The following is a 21,287-nucleotide window of genomic DNA, read 5'->3' on the forward strand; positions in this document are numbered from 1 at the left end:
TTTGGTCGGCATACATGCACCTCTAGCTACATGTTATGCCCGAACACAAAATTTCTGACAGTCTCGAAGACGATGCCGTACAGATTGTCATCAACGGCAGCGGACAATCCTACGAGATCACACAAACGATGTGACACACCCGGCATCTACAGGGTTGATCGCACCAAATTTTTGTGGGTAAGGTGAAGCGTCGCCATCATCACCGCAACCGGGGCAACATCAAAGCAAACAAGGACTAAAACCCAAGGAGATTTTTCATGACGAACGTCATCGCTTTCCCTGACGCCCATGAACGTGATCGCCTGAAGTCCAGTCAAGATCCGGCGTTGAGATACCTGAACAAGAAAGAGCGACAGCTGATCGACCAATTGCGTTCCACCAGCCATGCGGGACGCCAGTACGTCTATGACTATGCCAGCATCATGCATTTGTCCAGGCCGTTGTATCCCGAACCTGTGGATTGACCCTGATTGCAGAGCCTGGCCAAAGGCTGCGCCGGTATATCGGCGCAGCTTCCAGGATCATGTCTGCCGGGTTCAGCGTGTCAGCGAAAAAATCAGTGCAGAGATCGCCACCACACCGGCGGCCACCACAAAGTAGTTCGACCATGCACCTGCATATTTGCGCATGGCGGGTACTTTGTAGACGGCATACATCGGCATCAGGAACAGCAGCGCCGAAATCACCGGCCCGCCCAGGGTCTCGATCATGCCCAGAATGCTCGGGTTCAGCGTTGCGACCATCCAGCACACCACCAGCATGAAGACTGCTGTCAGACGATCCAGCGCCTTTGGTGCAGGACGACGCCCGGTTTTCAGAACCAGCCCTTTCAGGCCCTCGCTTGCACCGATGTAGTGGCCGAGAAACGACTTGGAAATAGCCACGAACGCAATCAGCGGCGCCACGAAGGCGATGGTCGGGTTGTTGAAGTGGTTGGCCAGGTAGGAAAGGATCGAAATGTTCTGTGCCTTGGCCTCGGCCAATTGGGCTGGCGAGAGCGTTAATACGCAACTGAACACGAAGAACAGCACCATCACCACCATCAAACCGTGGGCGCGGGCCAGTATCTGCGAACTGCGTACCTCGGCGTTTTCGCCGTACTGACGTTTCTGATCAACGGCAAACGCCGAGATGATCGGCGTGTGGTTGAACGAAAATACCATTACCGGAATGGCCAGCCACAGGGTAGGCAGGAACGCTGAAGGCTCGGGAAAGGTGGTCGCGGTACTCAGGATGCCACCGGTCCAGTGCGGAATCAGGAATACCGCCAGAAACAGCAGTGCGACGATGAAAGGGTAAACCATAAGGCTCATCGCCTTGACGATGATCCGCTCGCCACAACGCACCACGGCCAGCAGGCCCATGATCAGCACGAACGCCAGCGCTGCGCGTGGCGGCGGCGCTATGTGCAACTGATGCTCAAGAAAACTGCCCACGGTATTGGTGAGGGCCACGCTGTAGATCAGCAGAATCGGAAAGATCGCAAAAAAATACAGCAAGGTGATCATCGCGCCGGCGCTTTTGCCGAAATGCTGCTCGACCACTTCAGTGATATCGGCCCCTGCACGCCCGGACAGTACGAAACGGGTCAGCCCGCGGTGGGCATAGAACGTCATGGGAAACGCCAGCAACGCCAGCACCATCAGTGGCCAGAAACCACCGATGCCTGCATTGATGGGCAGGAACAGCGTACCTGCGCCAATGGCAGTACCGAACAATCCGAGCATCCAGGTGGTGTCATTACGGTTCCAAGAGGCGATGCTCTCGGGAGCTACATCCAGGCGTTCTACGACGCCGTTAGCCTGATCATTCATCCGGTCGACTCTCCGTGGCCGGTTTATCAAAAAGGGCAGCGCGTCGAAAAAGCCGGCAGTTCAGCGCTCCCCTCGAAAACAGCGGGCGAGATTCTCCGGGATTGACGCCAGAAGTCAAAGGCTTGTAGGACAACAATTTCCGGACTGTAGGCAGGCAATCCCGTGCACGCCTTCTGCACAAAGGGCTGGAGAATGATCGACCTCTTGTCGACGACGTCGTGGTTTTACAGGGCAGCGCGCTCAGTGAGCACCCGTGCCTGCATTCTGCGCGGGAACAGTTTGCGTTTTTCAGCCAGCCTCACTCATTAGCTGGATAAGCAGACAGGCGTTCTTTCACTTGATTCCGGTACAAGTTCTCATCACGATTGAAAGCCTGCTGCATCGATTCATCTATCCATGTATAAGTGCTGTTACACATTGGCCCATCTCTGGAGACTCAGCGCATGCGTTACGCGCTCGATCATAAGGCCCAAACCCATCAACGTATCGTCAAGGAAGCGTCCATGCGCTTTCGTCGCGATGGCATTGGTGCTACGGGCCTACAACCTTTGATGAAGGCACTGGGCTTGACCCATGGCGGTTTCTACGCGCATTTCAAATCCAAGGATGATCTTGTTGAACAGGCATTGAGTCACGCCCTCGACAATGTAAAAGGAATCACCAGCGACGTTTTCGCCAGACAGGACTCGCTCAGTGAATTCATTGATCTCTACCTCTCTATAGACAGTCGCGATTCGCCAGACGGCGGTTGTCCACTACCGACCATGTGCCTGGAACTGGGTCAGCGAGACCAGCCCAGCGCAACAACGGATAAAATCATTCTTCACTTGCTGGAACTGTTCGATCAGTCTCTGGCGCAGACGGGTGCTGAATCCAAGAGCCTGCCGGTGCTGTCTACCTTGGTAGGCGGCCTGGTACTCGCCCGCAGTGCTTTTAACGAAGAATTGTCGCAGCGCATTCTGGACACGACCCGGGACTATCTCAAACAGGAGATAAAGAAGAGCGCCAACTGACTTATCGAAAACAGAACGTTATCAAGATCCGTTCTCGATAAAGCGTGCATAAACAGACAGGCCGATCATTGATCGGCCTGTCTGTTTAGTGGATAGAGCAAGGGTTAATCAATTGCCAGCTTCTCGCGATTCCTCTCCAGAATAGCCTTGCCAATGCCCTTTACTTCGATCAATTCATCGACGGAGGTAAACTCGCCATTGGCGTCCCGGTAAGCAACGATGGCATCGGCCTTGTTTTTTCCTATACCCGCCAGTTCTTTCTGAAGCATTTGCGCATCAGCGGTATTGAGATTGACCTTATCGTTACGTTGCTCGTGAACGGCCGCGGGCGCTGCGTTTTCCATGGTGGCGGGCGACACGGCGGAGGAAGACGGTGCCGCAGTGGCGTTGACCGCAACCGAGGCACTGGTAAGCAAGGCAAAGATCAAAGCACTGAAGATACGGGTTCGCATAGATAAGGCTCCATAACAGTTAAAGGCAGCATTTCACATGCTGTGCCTGAAACTTAGAGCACTGCTGCCGCCTGGAAAAGAAGTCGAGCGTTGCTGTCTATGTCCAGATCAATCAACGTATGTCTGCCGTTGCCGGGCACTCGGTAATCGTTGATCAAATCACGGTTCGCCGCTGCGTTCCTGATACATCCAGTCAACGATTTCACCTTCCGGTGCATACCCGTTTACGGTTTCTCGCAGCAATTGACGCACGCTGTTGTAATCGTCGCGATCTACCGCATCCAGCAGTTTTACAAGACGGCCCTTCAAGACATCCCACTGCAGGAAATCTTCATTCGCACTCATGATCATCGGGTGCTCGGTGGCAACGACGTTGTCCCCGATCAACAGCTCTTCATAGAGCTTTTCACCAGGACGCAGCCCGGTGAATTCGATGGAGATATCTCCCTGCGGGTTTTTTTCGGAGCGAATGGACAGACCGGACAGGTGGATCATTTTCTCGGCCAGTTCGACAATCTTGACCGGCTCGCCCATGTCCAGAACGAACACATCTCCACCATGCCCCATGGAACCCGCCTGAATGACCAGCTGCGCGGCCTCGGGGATGGTCATGAAGTAACGGGTGATCTTGGGATGCGTCACCGTCAACGGTCCGCCTGACTGGATCTGCTTGTGAAACAGCGGAATAACCGAACCGGACGACCCGAGCACATTGCCGAAACGAACCATTGTGAAGCGCGTCTTGTTGACCTGATAAACGTTGGCCTTGTCACCGAATATCACCGGCGCGGTCTCGCGACTCAGCGCCTGCAGTATCAGTTCGGCAAGGCGCTTGGTGCTGCCCATCACGTTGGTCGGGCGCACTGCCTTGTCGGTGGAAATCAGAACGAAGTTGGAAACACCCGCCTGCAACGCCGCCTGTGCGGTATTGAGCGTACCGACGACGTTATTGATGACTCCCTCGGCAATATTGTGCTCGACCATAGGGACATGCTTGTAGGCTGCAGCGTGATAGACCGTGTCGACCTTCCAGGTTTTCATGATCGACAGCAGCTTGGGGTGATTGCGTACCGACCCGAGTATGGGCAGCAACTTGACCGAGAGAGACTCGCGAGCCGCTCGCTGCTCAAGCTCGGTAAGAATGCTGTAGAGGTTGAACTCGCTGTGGTCGAGCAACAGCAACTGGGTGGGCTGCAACAGTAATATCTGTCGGCACAACTCTGAGCCGATCGAGCCGCCTGCGCCGGTTACCAGCACCGTTTTGCCCTTTATGCAGTGCTCAAGCAGGTTGTCTCGGGCCGGAACTGCATCGCGTCCCAGAAGGTCCGCGATATCGACTTCCTGAAGATCGTCTACCTTGACCCTGCCAGCGGCAAGGTCCATGAAGCCGGGAACGCTTCGTACGTGGAGCGGAAAGCCTTCCAGAAAGCCCAGAATTTCCCGGCGACGCCCGCGCGATGAAGACGGGATCGCCAACAGGATTTCCTGAGCACCAGTGGAATCTATCATTCGCTGGATATTTCGGGGCTTGTAGACCTGAAGGCCGGAAATCACCCGATTGGAAATCGACTCGTCATCGTCAATGAACGCCACCGGATGCATAAGGCGTCCCATGCGCAAGGCAGCAACCAATTGGTTTCCTGCCGCGCCAGCGCCGTAAATGGCGACCTTCTGCAGACCGTTGTCACTCTTGGCAAAGGGTACGTGTTGCGCTGCGGCGAACCAGTCGCCGAGAAAATACTGCCGCATGGCCAGGCGCAGGCCGCCGATCATCACCATGCTCAGCCACCAGTAGTTGAAGATGACCGAGCGCGGCACCAATTGCTGGTGATTGCTGTAAACGTAGACCATGCAACCGAGGATCAGAGAGGACATCGTGACGGCCTTGATGATCGCAATCAGGGCGTCGTTGCCGAAATAGCGCATCACCGCGCGGTACATGCCAAAACGAATGAACAATGGGATAGCAGCCAGCGGCGCACTGATGAAAAGCCAGGTATGTTTTTCCAGAGGATTGATCAACTCATCAATTCCCAAGCGCACGACAAACGACATCCACAGCGCGAGCCAGACAAGAAGAACGTCAGCAGCGACCTGAATTATTCGCTTTTTGCGGCGTGGTAGAGCCAGCAAACTGGCCCGCAACCTGCTCATCAATTGTTTAATGCTCCGTTATGATACCGGCTGAACCATCACCTCATACCAGTATCTGTGAAACAGCTACGAGCCTGAGACAACCAGAAAACCGCTTCGTTACCTGATTTCCGCCTCACCGGCGCGGAACCTTAGCGCCAGAAAAACAAGGGGGATGTACGCAATTACCGTCCATATCAGCCCTTCGCCATCGCCCAGTGCCACCCACATCGCAATAGGTAACAACCAGACCAGATTGATCAGCCCCACAGCCAGCGTGACCGGCGAATGCCTGCCGTAATGACGTGACGCGAACTGATAAGCATGGCTGCGATGGGCCTCATAGAGCTTTTCCTTGCGCAACAGACGCCGGACAAGCGTTACCGTTGCGTCGACAATAAACACACCCAGCAGAATCAGCCAGGACCAGAGTAACTGAGGCGAGGCCCAGGAACCCTGAATGGATAGCACACCGAGCACTATTCCGAGAAATCCGCTGCCTGCATCGCCCATGAATATCTTCGCCGGCGGAAAATTCCAATAAAGGAAACCGGCAACGGCGGCAGCCAGCAAAAGCACCTCCCACGACAGCCCGACATAGTCACCGAGCGCATAAATGATGCTCATGCCCAGGCACACCGTAACTGCCTCGATACCAGCGATCCCGTCAATACCGTCCATGAAGTTATAAAGATTCAACATCCATACCAGGTAGAACGCCGCGAGTACCTGGCCGACTGCACCAGGGGTGAATGTCCACCCCATGATGTCAACCGGAGCGAGCCCGTCCAGCCAGAACAACGCCCAGGCAGCGGCAAAAAAATGCCCCAGCAGGCGCCATCGTGCGGCGATGTGCCCATGATCGTCCATGAAACCGATCACGGCGACCAGCCCTCCCGAGCCGACGATTGCAGCAAGAGCCGATGCAGATAGATCCCCCGCCCAAGCCAGAACTGCCATCGCCATGACAAAGGTAACGACGATAGAAACGCCACCGCCCCTGGGTGTAGGTGTGGAATGTGAGCTGCGGGCATTTGGAACGTCGATCAAACTTCTGGCGAGGGCATACTTGCGCAGCAACGCCGTCAGAAGCAGAGACACAAAGGCAATAGCAATGACTGACAGCCACTCAATCATGTTTGTCGTGTTCCAGATAATATCGAGCAGTATCCTGCATGGCGTGTTCAATACTCACAGGTGGATGCCAGTCCAGCATCGTACAGGTTTTACTGATATCGACCTGCAGCGAGCTGCATAACCGTTGTGAAAAGGCTTTCTTGCCAAGCAATGCAGCAGCGCTTTTCAACAGCCCTGCAGGCACCGGCAGCAAGCGTGCCGGTTTTCCGAGGGCCTTGCCCATTTCACGCAGAAGTCGGGTAGTGGACAGATCGTCCCCGTCACTGACCAGAAATGTCTGGTCACCTGCAGCAGGATGATCGACGCAGACCATGGCCAGATCAGCCAGATTATCCACCGCCACCAGGCTTCGACGATTGTTGATGGACCCGAGCGGAAGCGGCAGCCCCTTGTCGAGCCAGCGCATCATGCTCTTGAAGTTGGCCTTGCCCCCCGGGCCATAGACCAGAACCGGACGAATAATCACAACCTGCATACCGGATCGGGCAGAAAGCTCGCGTAGCCCCTCCTCGGCCTTCTGCTTGGAAACACCATAAGCGTCCAGTGGATTACAGGGATCGTCGGCTCTGAACGGCGCACCGGGATGGGTGAACTCGCCGTTGGCCTTGATGGAGCTGAGGAAGATAAAGCGCCTGACCCCCGCTGCTGCAGCTTGCTCGGCAAGATTCAGCGTCGCAGTGACATTGGCGCGAAAGTATTCCTGATCCGGCTCGTCAGCAGTCTCATTGAGTACATGGACCCGGGCAGCACAATGAATAACCACATGCGCCCCGGTTACAAGATCAGACCACTGGTTATCCGGAGCCAGCGACTGTGCGCTGACAACCTTGATGCGTTCTGAAGAGCAGGCATAGGCACCCCGCACCGCAACCCGAACAGAATGACCGGTGCGCTCGATCAATCGGCGCACAACAGCACTGCCCACGAAACCTGTCGCACCTGTTATTGCAACCAATGCAACATCACCGCTCATGCAAGAACGCCCTTCAAAATTAGCCAAATATTCCGTATGTGACGCTTTTTGACAACTGAAAATATCTTCAGTCCATTTTATAACTTTCCCGTCGGCGTAAAAAACCCTTTTCGGCAGTGCACCTGAATCAACTGTATAAATGCCTGCATCAGTGACCCTCGGGCCTCCAGTATGGGACGTAGGTGATTTACATTAATCAGGGCCAGGTGCACACCTTGAAAATTCAATTACGCCTTCAACCGATAACTAGCGCGCTCGCCTATCAAGGAATAAGCAGCTCTACCGTTCTTTTTTCAAGCGAGTATTTACGACCCAGAATATCCCCCAGCATCTTTTTCGCAGTTGCCTCGCCATGCACCAGTCGAATCTGCGCAGGCCACTCTTTCATGCCGGTCACGAAACTGACAAGTCCTGCCTGATCCGCATGGGCGGAGTAACCTTTGGCAGTATGAACCCCTGCGTGGATATCAAAGCGTTCACGATCCAGTTCGACATAGCCACCCAAAGGACCGTGCATCTGGATGGCTGCACCGGGTGTTCCCTTGCCCTGATAGCCGACAAACACCACGTTATGCCTGGCATCGCCCAACATGGCTTTCAGGTAATTGACAATTCTGCCGCCGACGCACATGCCGTTGCCGGCAATCACGATGGCCGGACGCGCAGTGCTGGTCAGGTAGTTGACGGTACGCAGGTGCTCCTCATGCGTATCGACGGTGATCAGCTGCTCGAAACCCAGCGGCTTTCTGCCAGCGTCAAGCCTTAGCCGGGCATCCTCATCCCAATAGTCTTCGAATGCCTGATAAACCTTCGTGAACCGGCTCGCCAGAGGTGAGTCAAGAATGATCGGCAATCTCGACCAATCGGCAGGCGGTACTTCACCTCCAGCCGGGAGCGCACTGTTTTCGACAGAGTGATTCAACGGCATTTTGCGCCGCAGAATGTCCTCCAGCTCGTAGAGCAATTCCTGAGTACGGCCGATGCTGAACGCAGGTATCAGAACGGTGCCGCTATCTTCGAGTGCCTTGTCAATGATCCGCTCAAGTGCTTGCTGGCGAATGCTGCGATCCTCGTGAAGGCGATCACCGTAAGTGCTTTCCAGAATCAGAACATCCGCGCGTTCCGGGGGCTTGGGGGCTGGCAGAAACGGTGTGTGACTTGCGCCGAGATCACCGGAGAACACTACACGCAGGGAACGCCCTTGCGCAGGGTAATGCAGATCGCACTCGATATAGGCAGAACCGAGTATATGTCCGGCACGCTGCAGACGAACCCGGCAGTGCAATTTTTCGTGTTCGACCAGACTGAACCAGTTATCGAATGGCAGCGCGATGATTCTCTTGTTGATGAGCTCCAGGTAACGCTGTATTTGTTCGGGGTCATGCGCAAACTCGATCTTCAGGATATCTTCCATGACCAGTGGCAGCAGATGGGCGCTGGGCTCGCTGCACAGTATGGGCCCCTTGTAGCCAGAGGCCAGCAACTCGGGGATACGCCCGACATGGTCATTGTGTACATGGGTGACCAGCAGCGCCCTGATAGTCTCGGGATCGAACCCGAATGAGGCGGCACGCTCACCACGCTCCTGCACCGAGCCGCAGTCGATCAACAGGTTACTCGAGACATCCATACACAGTTGATGGCATGAGCCCGTTACCGTATCGACAGCACCATGATGAATAATTTCCGGATAAGACATGCAGTCACCTTTTCTTGCCAGCCTTCACTTGATGTTTGCAACATCCGGCATCGGATCTGAACAGTAAATTTCGGCGCATTCTGCACGTGAAAGGCTTATTTTCAAGACTTGACACAAAGCCGTCAGAACAGCAGCAATAGACGCTGCTAAAGAAGATAACCGGATAGCCCTTTAGAATGGGCACCTTAATTAAAAAGAGAATATTCCTACATACCGAAGTAACTATTCCTCGTAAAACATAAGAATAAACTGACAGAATTATAAGTCGGCTTTTTTTGAAAAATACCGACTATAGACATGAATTACACGCCAGCCTCAAAACGCCGCATGGCATTCAATTGAGCGCAAGGGCGTGGAGAATGCGCATATCACGTCGCCAGAAATGCCTGCGGCGACGCCTGATCAGCGCTGCTGTGATGCTCAGACGGAGCGAGGGGAAGGTGCACGTTTTTTTCGAAGACGGGCTATCCATGTCAGCACTGGGCCGATAATCATTCCCAGCAGCAGAGCGAGGACAACAGGCAATGCCAACGGAAGCTGAGGCGCTGACCAGCCGAAAAAAGTTACCGCGACAGATTGCCGGTTTTCAAGCACGAACACGGTTGTTGCCAAAACAGCAAGCAACACGGCGACGATCAAAATGACTCGTTTGAAGATACGCATCTGGTGATCCTGTGGTAAATGGCTTCAAAAGCCCTCTTCTTCATCCTCATTGACCCGATCCCGCAACTCTTTGCCCGGTTTGAAATGCGGGACAAACTTGCCGTCGAGACTAACCGACTGGCCGGTCTTCGGGTTGCGCCCTACTCGCGGTGCACGGTAATGCAGTGAAAAGCTGCCAAAACCCCGAATTTCGATTCGGTCACCGGTCGCCAGGCATTGGGACATTTGTTCAAGCATGGTCTTGATGGCCAGCTCGACATCCTTGGATGAGAGCAGCCCTTGATGGGTGACAATTCGTTCGATCAACTCCGACTTCGTCATATTTTTCCCTTCTTTTTCAAGCAGCTAGATCAGCGCTTGGAAGGTTTTAGCATGACCGGATGAATTTGAACAGCCCATCTATTGACTTATGTTCAATACTGTCTACCAGGCATGAAAAGATTACACCCACATTACAGGCGAGACGTATCGGAAGGGAGCTGGAGCATTCGAAGAATAGAGACGGCCTGAGAGGCCACTGAGGACATTTGGCAGCCTGGGCAGTGCCTGTGCAGACATTCCTGAAACAAGAACCTGTAAGGCCTTAGCAGCAGAAATAAAAAAGGACGACCGAAGTCGTCCTTTTTGTGGTCAAGCAGAACTTAGTTCTGTTTTTCCATTTGCGCGCGCAGCAGGTCACCAATGGTGGTAGGACCAGTGCTTTCAGCGACTTCAGGCTTGCTACGCAGGCTCTGAATGGCTTCTTTCTCGTCTTCAACGTCTTTCGACTTGATGGACAAGCTGATTACGCGGCTCTTGCGGTCAACGCTGATGATCTTGGCTTCGATCTCTTCGCCTTCTTTCAGAACGTTACGCGCGTCTTCAACGCGGTCACGGCTGATTTCAGAGGCTTTGAGGGTCGCTTCGATGTCGTCGGCCAGGGTGATGATGGCGCCTTTGGCGTCAACTTCTTTAACGATACCGCGAACGATAGCGCCCTTGTCATTGACAGTGACGTACTCGGAGAACGGATCGCTTTCCAGCTGCTTGATACCCAGCGAGATGCGCTCACGCTCAGGATCAACAGACAGGATCACGGTGTCGAGCTCGTCGCCCTTCTTGAAGCGACGTACAGCTTCTTCGCCCACTTCGTTCCAGGAGATATCGGACAGGTGAACCAGGCCGTCGATGCCGCCGTCCAGACCAATGAAGATACCGAAATCGGTGATCGACTTGATGGTGCCGGAGATTTTATCGCCCTTGTTGAACTGGCCAGAGAAATCTTCCCATGGGTTGGATTTGCACTGTTTGATGCCGAGGGAGATACGACGACGCTCTTCGTCGATGTCCAGAACCATGACTTCCACTTCGTCGCCAACCTGAACGACTTTCGAAGGGTGGATGTTCTTGTTGGTCCAGTCCATTTCGGAAACGTGTACCAGGCCTTCCACGCCTTCTTCCAGCTCTGCGAAGCAGCCATAGTCGGTCAGGTTGGTAACACGCGCGGTAACGCGGGTGCTTTCCGGGTAGCGAGCCTTGATAGCAACCCATGGATCTTCACCCAGTTGCTTCAGACCCAGGGAAACACGATTGCGCTCGCGATCGTACTTCAGGACCTTTACATCGATCTCATCGCCAACGTTGACGATTTCCGATGGATGCTTGATGCGCTTCCAGGCCATGTCGGTGATGTGCAGCAGGCCATCGACGCCACCCAGATCGACGAATGCGCCGTAATCGGTGAGGTTCTTGACGATACCCTTGACCTGTTGGCCTTCCTGCAGGGACTCGAGCAGAGCTTCGCGCTCGGCACTGTTCTCGGCTTCCAGGACACTGCGACGGGAAACGACAACGTTGTTGCGCTTCTGGTCCAGCTTGATGACCTTGAACTCGAGCTCTTTGCCTTCCAGGTGAGTCGTGTCACGCACAGGGCGGACGTCAACCAGAGAACCAGGCAGGAACGCACGGATGCCGTTAACGTCGACAGTGAAGCCGCCTTTAACCTTACCGTTGATAACGCCCTTGACCACTTCTTCAGCTGCGAAAGCCGCTTCCAGAACGATCCAGCACTCGGCACGCTTGGCTTTTTCGCGGGACAGCTTGGTTTCGCCAAAGCCATCTTCGACCGCGTCCAGCGCAACGTGAACTTCATCGCCGATCTTGATGGTCAGCTCGCCAGCGTCGTTGTGGAACTGTTCCAGCGGGATGAGGCCTTCAGATTTCAGACCGGCGTGAACCGTAACCCAACCTGCCTGGTAGTCGATATCCACGATGATAGCGGTGATGATCGAACCAGCCTGAAGGTTGAGGGTCTTTAGGCTTTCTTCAAAAAGTTCTGCAAAGCTTTCGCTCATTTTAATTCCTGTTGATCAAGGGCGAAGAATACGCCCATCTGCCACGCTCCAGACAACGTGGGTTTCGTTCAAGTAAAAGAAAGCCTGCGGGACTATGACTGGTCTCCCACACGCTTCTTCGTCATCCGGCGATACCGCGAAGCGCGATTTCGCTCAGAATGCGTTCCAGCACCTGCTCGATGGACAATTCAGTGGAATCCAGCTGTATGGCGTCGTGCGCCGGCTTCAGCGGGGCTACCGCTCGCTGGGTGTCACGCTCGTCGCGTGCACATATCTCATCTAGCAGACTCGACAGACTAACATCATCGCCCTTAGCCTTCAACTGCAAGTAACGCCTGCGCGCACGCTCCTCGGCACTGGCAGTGAGGAATATCTTCAGTGGTGCATCCGGGAACACCACGGTGCCCATGTCGCGACCATCTGCAACAAGGCCCGGCTCCTCCTGAAAAGCGCGCTGGCGCAACAGCAAGGCGTCGCGCACCGCCGGCAGCGAAGCCACCTGCGACGCGCCGCTGCCTACCTGCTCGTTGCGAATGGCATGGGTGACATCCTCGCCTTCCAGAATGATGCGCTGCCCCTGTCCTGCCGCAGTCGCTTCGAACTGCACATCCAGATGAGCGGCCAGAAGCTTGAGCGCCTCTTCATTGGTCAGGTCGACGCCATGATTACGCGCGGCAAAAGCCAGAAGACGATACAGCGCACCGGAATCAAGCAGGCACCAGCCGAGTTTTCTGGCCAGCAACCCGGCTACAGTGCCCTTTCCGGAACCGCTGGGTCCGTCGATGGTGATAACGGGAGCTTTGATTTTCACTTTTTGTCCTCTTGCGCTACACGCATGCCAACCTGAGCGCACAGCGCCAGAAAATGGGGAAACGATGCGGCGGCATCCGCGCACGCTTGAATACGGATGGGCGCCGAAGCCCTCAACGATGCAACGCGAAACGCCATGACGATACGCTGATCGCTGCGAGCGTCAACCTCGCCGCCACCTGGCACACCGCCTTCGATAATAATGCCATCCAGCACAGGCTCGGCCTCGATACCCAGAGCCAGCAGACCATCGGCCATCAGCCTGACGCACTCTGACTCGTCGGCTTGCAGCGCCTGTGCGCCGCGCAGAATGGTACGCCCTTCTGCACACGCTGCGGCAACAAGCAGCACCGGAAATGTATTGATCGCCAATGGCACCAGCGCTTCAGGAATATCAGCCCCTTTCAGCCGGGCGGAGCGGACATGCAGGTCTGCGAGCGTCCCGCTCGCCAGTTTGCGGATATTTTGCAGCACGATGTCGCCGCCCATCAGGCGCAGGATATCGATCGCCCCCTCACAAAGGGAACTGACCGGAACGTCCTCGAGCAGCAAGTCGCACCCTTCGCTGATCGACGTTGCCACCATGAACAGCACCGCAGACATGACATCCACCGGCCCTTTGATGTGGTGGCTCACGCCATCCGCAGGCCCGCCGCGAACCTCACGATGGTCGCCAGACGCTGTATCGACCCGGGCACGACTGGCCAGAATTCTGCCGAAGTGCTCCCTGGCTGCGCGAGCGCGGGTGAACACATCCTTCAGTTGTGCGCCATCGCCAGCGTCTACCGCATCGCGCAAGGCATCGAGATCCGTACGAAAGCTGTCCAGCGTGCGCAGTACTGCTTGCCGATTGGCCATGAAGATGTCGTGCCACATGGTCGGATCGCTGCCTGCAATACGCGTGAAATCACGGAAACCGCCAGCGGCATACCTGAATATGTCCAGGTTTTCATTACGCTTGGCCAGTGAGTCGACCAGACCGAATGCCAGCAAATGCGGCAGATGGCTGGTTGCAGCCAACACCTCATCGTGACGCTCGACCTGCATGTGCTCGACATCGGCGCCCAAGACAGACCACAACCGGTCGACAATCGCCACCGCTTGAGGATCGGTCTCAGCCAGCGGGGTCAGAATGACCTTATGACGCCTGAACAGCGCCGCATTGGACGCTTCAACGCCACTCTGCTCGGACCCGGCAATCGGATGCCCGGGCACAAAACGTGTCGGCATATGGCCGAATGCCTGGCGCGCAGCGCTGACCACGTTGCCTTTGGCACTGCCGACATCGGTGAGAATTGCGTTACCCAGATCCAGCGGCGCAAGCAGCGCGAGGAGCTTTTCCATAGCCAGAATCGGCACCGCCAACTGAATCACGTCGGCACCATGACAGGCCAAGGCAAGATCGGCCTCACAGCGATCCGCTACCCCCAGTTCGACAGCCAGCTTTCGCGACTGCGGATCAAGATCGACGCCGACGACTTCGCGACACAGGCCGCTTTCGCGCACGCCCTTGGCAAAGGAGCCGCCGATCAGCCCAAGCCCCACGACCACCAGACGACCGATCAACGGCCGGGCCGGTTGTTCCGAAATTACATCAACCACGCGAACACACCTGACAGCCCGACAAGACAACAAACAAACGGATCATGCACAACGCCCTCAAAGAACCGCTTTCGGGTAGGAACCCAGCACCTTCAAGGCAACGGCTTCACTGCTGATTTTTTCCAGCACGGCCTTGACCAGCGGGTCCTGGTGATGGCCGACAAAGTCGATGAAAAACACGTAAGTCCACTTGCCACTGCGCGACGGGCGGGTTTCGATGCGTGTCAGGTCCAGACCGCTCTCGTGAAACGGCACCAGCAGCTCGTGCAGCGCACCCGGCTTATTGCTCATCGACACAATGATCGAGGCCTTGTCATCGCCGGTCGGCGGGACTTCCTGGTTGCCGATGATGAGGAAGCGCGTGGAGTTGTCCGGGCGATCTTCGATCTTTTCCGCAAGACGCGTCAGACCATACAGGCCTGCCGCCATATCGCCAGCGATAGCCGCCGAATTCCACTCGCCCTTGACCCGCTTGGCGGCTTCGGCGTTGCTGGCAACGGCGACGCGCTCGACATTCGGGTAATGGGCATCCAGCCATTTGCGGCACTGGGCCAGCGACTGAGCGTGGGAATAGATGCGCGTGATGCTTTGCGTCTTGGTGCTTTCGCCCACCAGCAAATGGTGGTGGATACGCAGCTCGACTTCTCCACAGATGACCATGTCGTGTTCAAGAAAGCTGTCGAGCGTGTGGTTGACCGCGCCTTCGGTGGAGTTTTCCACCGGGACCACGCCAAAATTCACGGCACCGGCAACCACTTCACGAAACACTTCGTCAATCGCAGCCATCGGCAGACTGATGACTGCATGCCCGAAATGCTTCATCGCGGCGGCCTGGGTAAACGTACCCTCAGGGCCGAGATAGGCGACCTTGAGCGGCTGTTCAAGCGCGAGGCAGGAAGACATGATTTCGCGAAACAGCCGCGCCATCTCTTCGTTGCTCAACGGACCACGATTGCGTTCCATGACTCGCCGAAGCACTGCAGCTTCGCGCTCCGGGCGATAGAACACAGGCACTTCGCCTTCAGCCAGCGAGGACATCTTGACCCTGGCCACTTCCTGGGCACAGCGGGCACGCTCGCTGATCAGCTCCAGAACTTTCTCATCGAGGCTGTCGATACGGACGCGAAGCGCCTTGAGTTCTTGCTCGGACATCAGCCGTGCTCCTTCTCGAAGTCTTTCATGTAGGCCACCAACGTGTTGATGGCGTTGATATCGATTGCGTTGTAGATGGATGCACGCATGCCGCCCACCGAGCGATGGCCCTTGAGGTTGAGCAGACCGTTTGCATCGGCACCGGCCAGGAACGGCTTGTCGAGACGATCGTCAGCCAGACGGAACGGCACGTTCATCCATGAACGATCGGGCTTGTTGATCGGGTTGCTGTACAGCTCGCTGGCGTCGATAAAGTCATACAGCGTGCGCTGTTTGATTTCGTTGCGCTTGCCGATTGCCTCTACACCGCCCTGCTCTTTGAGCCATTCGAAGACCAGCCCCGACAGGTACCAGGCCAGGGTCGGCGGCGTGTTGTACATCGAGCCATTGTCGGCAGCGACTTTGTAGTCGAGCATGGTCGGGCACAGCGAACGTGCGCGGCCCAGCAGGTCTTCACGAATGATCACCACCACGATGCCGCTGGGGCCGATGTTCTTCTGGGCGCCAGCGTAGATCATGCCGAAACGCGAGATGTCCACCGGGCGCGAGAGGATGTCCGAAGACATGTCGGCAACCAGCGGCACGTCGCCGGTTTCGGGAATCCAGTTGAATTCCAGACCACCAATGGTTTCGTTTGGCGCGTAGTGAACGTAGGCAGCATCCTTGGACAGCTTCCACTCGTTCTGACCGGGAATGGCAAAGTAGTCGTAAGGCTTGGCGCTGGCGGCGACGTTGACCGTGCCGTAGCGCGATGCCTCGTCGATAGCCTTCTGCGACCAGATGCCGGTATCGATGTAGTCGGCCTTGCCGTTTTCCGGCAGCAGGTTCAGCGCAATCTGCGCGAACTGCTGGCTCCCGCCGCCTTGCAGGAACAGCACTTTGTAATTGGAGGGGATGGACAGCAGATCGCGCAGATCCTGCTCGGCCTTGGTGGCAATGGAGACGAACTCGTCACTGCGGTGGCTCATTTCCATGACGGAAAGGCCTTTGCCGTGCCAGTCGAGGAGTTCCGCCTGGGCACGCAGCAGAACAGCTTCAGGAAGCGCAGCAGGACCTGCGCAGAAGTTAAAGGCTCGCTTGCTCATATCCACTCTCGTCAAATACGTTGGGTCTGTACGCGCTTGTTTCTGGTTGCTTGCCACGAGCAGACAGACGCCGCAGCGACTGGCAGCTCCTTGCTGAAATTCTGATCCGGCTGCAGGGCTGGCCGAATGCCGCAAGGGAAGGACTTGCCTGGAATGCACATGCACTCACAGACGAGCCAGCCCTTACCTGATTTACGTTACAGCTTAGTTCTGCGGTTCGTCTTCATCTGGCGCAGCGTCCGCTTGCAGGTCTTCACCGGCATCGTCCACTTCCACTTCAGCGGCATCGACGATCACGCCGTCAATAACCTCTTCACCTTCAAGCTCTTCGCCTTCGACTTCCGACGGCTCCTGAACACGCTCCAGACCGACCAGTTTCTCGTCGCTGGCCAGCTTGATCAGGGTCACGCCCTGAGTGTTACGGCCCAGACTGGACACTTCGCCCACCCGGGTACGCACCAGCGTGCCCTGATCGGAAATCAGCATGATTTCTTCGCCATCAAGCACCTGAACTGCGCCAACCAGGCGGCCGTTACGCTCATTGCTGACCATGGCGATGACACCCTGACCACCACGCTTGTACTCGGGGAACTCGGAAATGGCCGTACGCTTGCCGTAGCCGCGCTCGGAAGCGGTGAGGATCTGGCTGCCTTCTTCCGGGATCAGCATCGAAATGAGCTTTTGCCCTTCTGGCAGACGCATGCCACGCACGCCACGAGCGGTACGCCCCATGGCGCGCACATCGGATTCCTTGAAGCGGGTCACTTTGCCGCCATCGGAGAACAGCATGATTTCCTGTTCGCCATCGGTAATGGCAGCGGAGATCAGGATGTCGCCCTCGTCCAGCTCAAGGGCAATGAGGCCCGAGCTGCGTTGACGGCTGAATGCAACCAGCGGGGTCTTCTTGACGGTACCGTTGGCGGTGGACATGAAGATGAACGGAGCCTTCTTCTTGTCGGCGGCCTTGATACGGACCTTGCGCTCTTCTTCGGTCTCGCTGCTGTTTTCCGCGTCGTCCAGCTCGCCCTCAAGGGCTTCGCCTTCTTCGTCGGCACGCTTGCGCATGGCTTCGAGGTCAACCGGCAGCATGGTGGTGATGTATTCGCCGTCGCTCAGCGGCAACAGGTTGACCAACGGACGACCACGGGCAGCGCGGGACGCTTCCGGGATCTCATAGGTCTTGAGCCAGTACACCTTGCCCTTGCTGGAGAACATCAGCAGCGTGGTGTGGCTGTTGGCGACCAGCAGGTGAGCAATGTAATCCTCATCCTTGATGCCGGTGGCCGACTTGCCCTTGCCGCCACGACGCTGAGCCTGATAGACCGCCAATGGCTGGGTCTTGGCATAGCCGCCATGGGAGATGGTGACCACACGCTCTTCTTCGGTGATCAGGTCACCCAGGGTCAGGTCCAGACGTGCATCGAGAATCTCGGTACGACGGGCATCGCCGTACTCGGAGCGGATCACTTCCAGCTCTTCGCGGATCACTTCCATCAGGCGCGTTGCGCTGTTGAGGATGCGGATCAGCTCGCCGATCTGGTTAAGGATTTCCTGGTACTCGCCCAGCAGCTTCTCGTGTTCCAGACCGGTCAGGCGATGCAGACGCAGTTCCAGAATGGCCTGAGCCTGTTCCGGTGACAGGAAATACTTGCCTTCACGCAGACCGTATTGCGGGTCCAGGTTCTCAGGGCGGCACGAATCGGCACCTGCACGCTCGACCATTTCGACCACTGCGCTTGATTCCCAAGGCGTCTTGATCAACGCTTCCTTGGCTTCTGCAGGTGTCGGAGAGGCCTTGATGAGGGCGATGACCGGGTCGATGTTGGACAACGCAACAGCCTGACCTTCAAGGATATGGCCACGCTCACGCGCCTTGCGCAGCTCGAATACGGTACGGCGGGTAACCACTTCGCGACGGTGACGAACAAAGGCTTCCAGCAGGTCCTTGAGGTTCAGGATGCGTGGACGGCCGTCAATCAGGGCAACGATGTTGATACCGAAAACGCTTTGCAGCTGGGTTTGGGCATAAAGGTTGTTGAGAACAACCTCTGGCACTTCGCCACGACGCAGCTCGATGACCACGCGCATACCGTCCTTGTCGGACTCGTCGCGCAGCTCGGTAATGCCTTCGAGTTTCTTTTCCTTGACCAGCTCGGCGATCTTCTCGATCAGACGTGCCTTGTTCAGCTGGTAAGGCAGCTCGGTGATGACGATCTGCTGACGTCCGCCGACCTTGTCGATGTCTTCGACGATGGAGCGGGCACGCATGTAAATGCGTCCACGACCCGTGCGATAGGCTTCGATGATACCCGCACGGCCGTTGATGATCGCCGCTGTCGGGAAATCCGGGCCGGGGATGTACTGCATCAGTTCGTCGACCGTCAACTCTGGGTTGTCGATCAGTGCCAGGCAACCATCGATGACTTCACCGAGGTTGTGCGGCGGAATGTTGGTCGCCATGCCCACGGCGATACCGCTGGAACCGTTGACCAGCAGGTTGGGAATACGGGTCGGCATGACCGCGGGGATCATTTCGGTGCCGTCGTAGTTCGGCACCCAGTCCACGGTTTCCTTGTGCAGGTCGGCCAGCAGCTCGTGCGCCAGCTTGGTCATGCGCACTTCGGTGTATCGCATGGCCGCAGCGTTGTCGCCATCGACCGAACCGAAGTTGCCCTGACCGTCTACCAGCAGGTAGCGCAGCGAGAATGGCTGAGCCATACGAACGATGGTGTCGTACACGGCCGTATCGCCGTGCGGGTGATACTTACCGATCACGTCACCAACCACACGGGCGGATTTCTTGTACGGCTTGTTCCAGTCGTTACCCAGCTCGCTCATTGCGAACAACACGCGCCGGTGCACGGGCTTCAAGCCGTCGCGCGCATCGGGCAGTGCTCGACCGACGATTACGCTCATCGCGTAGTCGAGGTAGGACTGCTTCAGCTCGTCTTCGATATTGACCGGGAGGATTTCTTTGGCCAGTTCGCCCATGAGAAGCCTGATTCCTTTTTCTGGTGAAACCTCGCAAACCCATTCGGGGTATACGAAGCTCGCCGCTGCCAGCATGTGCAGGGCAGCGACTTACGACAAATCAACGAGTTATGCCATGAATCTACGAAGCGTGGGCGACTACAATCAGTGTCCCCGATAACCTCCGGATACTACCACAATCGCCGAGGCGCTCACATCCTTTGCAGGCGCTGAAAACGAGCCACCGGCGTGCAAGACGCCTGAGAAACGCTTACAGGCCCGCCCAGCCGCATTGCACAGCGGCAACGGCTCGAGCCCGACCGCATCAGTGAAGGTGTTTACGGCTCATCAATTGCGCCATCCGGGCTGTATCGGGACGCTCGACAATGCCCTTCTCGGTCACAATCGCATCGATCAGGTCTGCCGGTGTCACATCGAACACCGGATTGAAGGCCTCGACCTGTGCACCGACCCGCTGACCGCCCACTTCAAGCAGCTCACGGCCGTCGCGCTCTTCAATGATGATGTCGTCGCCGCTGGCCATCTCCATATCGATGGTCGAACTCGGTGCCACCACCATGAAGCGCACCCCGTGGTGCATCGCGGCTACGGCAAGCTGATAGGTGCCGATCTTGTTCGCAACATCGCCATTGGCGGTGATGCGATCAGCCCCGACGATGACCCAGGTAATACCCTTGGTACGCATCAGGTGCGCAGCGGCGGAGTCTGCATTCAGGGTGACCGGGATGCCTTCATTGGCCAGCTCCCAGGCGGTAAGCCGCGACCCCTGCAGCCAGGGCCGGGTTTCATCGGCATAGACCCGCTCGATCATGCCTTCCAGATGCGCTGCGCGGATCACGCCCAGCGCAGTCCCGAACCCACCGGTGGCCAGCGCTCCGGTATTGCAGTGGGTGAGCACCGTCTGCAAGTTGCCTTGATGCCTGCGGATCAGGTCGGCGCCCAGTTGCGCCATGGTCAGATTGGCCTCGCGATCACTCAAGTGAATCGCCACGGCTTCTGCCTCAAGGGCCACGAGCGGATCGTCACCGTCCTTCACACGCATCAGACGATCACGCATCCGGTTCAGCGCCCAGAACAGGTTCACGGCGGTCGGGCGTGAGTCGGCCAGCAACTGCATGTCTTCTTCCAGCGCCGGATACCAGTCTTCGCCTTCGGCAATGCGCGCACGTGCGCCCAGCACCGCACCGTAGGCGGCACTGATACCGATGGCCGGTGCCCCGCGCACGACCATCGTGCGAATCGCCTCGGCGACTCCCTCGGCGGTGGTATAGCGGTGCCAGACTTCCTCGAACGGCAGTACCCACTGGTCCAGCAGGTACAGAGCGTCGTCTCGCCAATCGATGGCCTTAACTTTCTCTGCAGCCAACAGTCGATCGCGCATCGCCAACTCCATCTTGAACATCCGAAACCCAGCATCAAAAGCCGCTGAT

General features: G+C 56.7%; 17 protein-coding genes and 1 pseudogene. 3 read left to right on the forward strand and 15 right to left on the reverse strand.

All coding sequences use genetic code 11. From position 1 onward, the window contains the following. Positions 1-65: 65 nt before the first annotated feature. Positions 66-134: pseudogene (locus tag AO277_RS11915) on the forward strand (transcription elongation factor GreAB); the annotation flags it as partial. 123 nt (positions 135-257) lie between these two features. Then, entirely contained in the window at positions 258-464 is a 207-nt protein-coding gene (locus AO277_RS11920) for a hypothetical protein (protein WP_002554553.1), read from the forward strand. A gap of 72 nt (positions 465-536) precedes the next feature. Here the strand turns inward: AO277_RS11920 and AO277_RS11925 are convergent, their stop codons facing one another. Next, positions 537-1,814: an aromatic amino acid transport family protein gene (locus tag AO277_RS11925; protein WP_044318052.1), complete on the reverse strand. Its 1,278-nt coding sequence runs from the start codon at positions 1,812-1,814 to the stop codon at positions 537-539. A gap of 443 nt (positions 1,815-2,257) precedes the next feature. On the opposite strand from AO277_RS11925, the gene AO277_RS11930 reads away from it, so the two are divergent. Continuing rightward, positions 2,258-2,827 carry a TetR/AcrR family transcriptional regulator gene (locus AO277_RS11930; RefSeq protein WP_002554555.1) on the forward strand — a complete coding sequence of 190 codons (570 nt, stop codon included), beginning with the start codon at positions 2,258-2,260 and terminating at the stop codon, positions 2,825-2,827. 104 nt (positions 2,828-2,931) lie between these two features. Here AO277_RS11930 and AO277_RS11935 read toward each other — a convergent pair whose 3' ends face one another. The 14 genes from AO277_RS11935 to mtnA form a co-directional block, all read right to left on the reverse strand. Then, a complete protein-coding gene (locus AO277_RS11935; RefSeq protein WP_002554556.1) occupies positions 2,932-3,279 on the reverse strand; it encodes a ComEA family DNA-binding protein in 348 nt (115 codons plus the stop codon). Positions 3,280-3,438: 159 nt separating this feature from the next. Continuing rightward, on the reverse strand, positions 3,439-5,433 hold the full coding sequence (locus AO277_RS11940) for a polysaccharide biosynthesis protein (RefSeq protein WP_004665954.1): 1,995 nt from the start codon (positions 5,431-5,433) through the stop codon (positions 3,439-3,441). Between the two features lie 99 nt (positions 5,434-5,532). After that, positions 5,533-6,549 carry an MraY family glycosyltransferase gene (locus AO277_RS11945; protein WP_005731293.1) on the reverse strand — a complete coding sequence of 339 codons (1,017 nt, stop codon included), beginning with the start codon at positions 6,547-6,549 and terminating at the stop codon, positions 5,533-5,535. Then, positions 6,542-7,522 (reverse strand): UDP-glucose 4-epimerase family protein, encoded by a 981-nt coding sequence (locus tag AO277_RS11950; protein ID WP_044318053.1) that lies wholly within the window; start codon positions 7,520-7,522, stop codon positions 6,542-6,544. Before AO277_RS11950 ends, AO277_RS11945 begins: the two co-directional genes overlap by 8 nt. Before the next feature lie 262 nt (positions 7,523-7,784). Further along, complete coding sequence (locus tag AO277_RS11955) at positions 7,785-9,221, reverse strand: MBL fold metallo-hydrolase (RefSeq protein WP_044318054.1); 1,437 nt, start codon at positions 9,219-9,221, stop codon at positions 7,785-7,787. A gap of 420 nt (positions 9,222-9,641) precedes the next feature. Beyond that, positions 9,642-9,884: a lipopolysaccharide assembly protein LapA domain-containing protein gene (locus tag AO277_RS11960; protein WP_005731290.1), complete on the reverse strand. Its 243-nt coding sequence runs from the start codon at positions 9,882-9,884 to the stop codon at positions 9,642-9,644. A 24-nt stretch (positions 9,885-9,908) separates the two neighbouring features. Then, positions 9,909-10,205 (reverse strand): integration host factor subunit beta, encoded by a 297-nt coding sequence (gene ihfB / locus AO277_RS11965; RefSeq protein ID WP_002554561.1) that lies wholly within the window; start codon positions 10,203-10,205, stop codon positions 9,909-9,911. A 320-nt stretch (positions 10,206-10,525) separates the two neighbouring features. After that, entirely contained in the window at positions 10,526-12,217 is a 1,692-nt protein-coding gene (gene rpsA, locus AO277_RS11970) for a 30S ribosomal protein S1 (RefSeq protein WP_002554562.1), read from the reverse strand. Between the two features lie 121 nt (positions 12,218-12,338). Next, positions 12,339-13,028 (reverse strand): (d)CMP kinase, encoded by a 690-nt coding sequence (cmk, locus tag AO277_RS11975; protein WP_002554563.1) that lies wholly within the window; start codon positions 13,026-13,028, stop codon positions 12,339-12,341. Next, positions 13,025-14,629 (reverse strand): prephenate dehydrogenase/arogenate dehydrogenase family protein, encoded by a 1,605-nt coding sequence (locus tag AO277_RS11980; protein ID WP_044318055.1) that lies wholly within the window; start codon positions 14,627-14,629, stop codon positions 13,025-13,027. The genes cmk and AO277_RS11980 overlap by 4 nt, the downstream gene beginning before the upstream one ends. Positions 14,630-14,686: 57 nt before the next feature. Beyond that, the gene (pheA, locus tag AO277_RS11985) at positions 14,687-15,781 is read right to left on the reverse strand and encodes a prephenate dehydratase (protein ID WP_044318056.1); all 1,095 of its coding nucleotides are present in this window, start codon (positions 15,779-15,781) and stop codon (positions 14,687-14,689) included. Next, a complete protein-coding gene (serC, locus tag AO277_RS11990) occupies positions 15,781-16,866 on the reverse strand; it encodes a 3-phosphoserine/phosphohydroxythreonine transaminase (RefSeq protein WP_044318057.1) in 1,086 nt (361 codons plus the stop codon). Before serC ends, pheA begins: the two co-directional genes overlap by 1 nt. Before the next feature lie 204 nt (positions 16,867-17,070). Beyond that, positions 17,071-19,857: a DNA gyrase subunit A gene (gene gyrA / locus AO277_RS11995; protein ID WP_002554567.1), complete on the reverse strand. Its 2,787-nt coding sequence runs from the start codon at positions 19,855-19,857 to the stop codon at positions 17,071-17,073. A gap of 304 nt (positions 19,858-20,161) precedes the next feature. Beyond that, on the reverse strand, positions 20,162-21,238 hold the full coding sequence (mtnA, locus tag AO277_RS12000; protein ID WP_044318058.1) for an S-methyl-5-thioribose-1-phosphate isomerase: 1,077 nt from the start codon (positions 21,236-21,238) through the stop codon (positions 20,162-20,164). Positions 21,239-21,287: the final 49 nt, after the last annotated feature.

It is taken from the genome of Pseudomonas amygdali (assembly GCF_002699855.1).
In the GTDB taxonomy this organism is placed as follows: domain Bacteria; phylum Pseudomonadota; class Gammaproteobacteria; order Pseudomonadales; family Pseudomonadaceae; genus Aquipseudomonas; species Aquipseudomonas amygdali.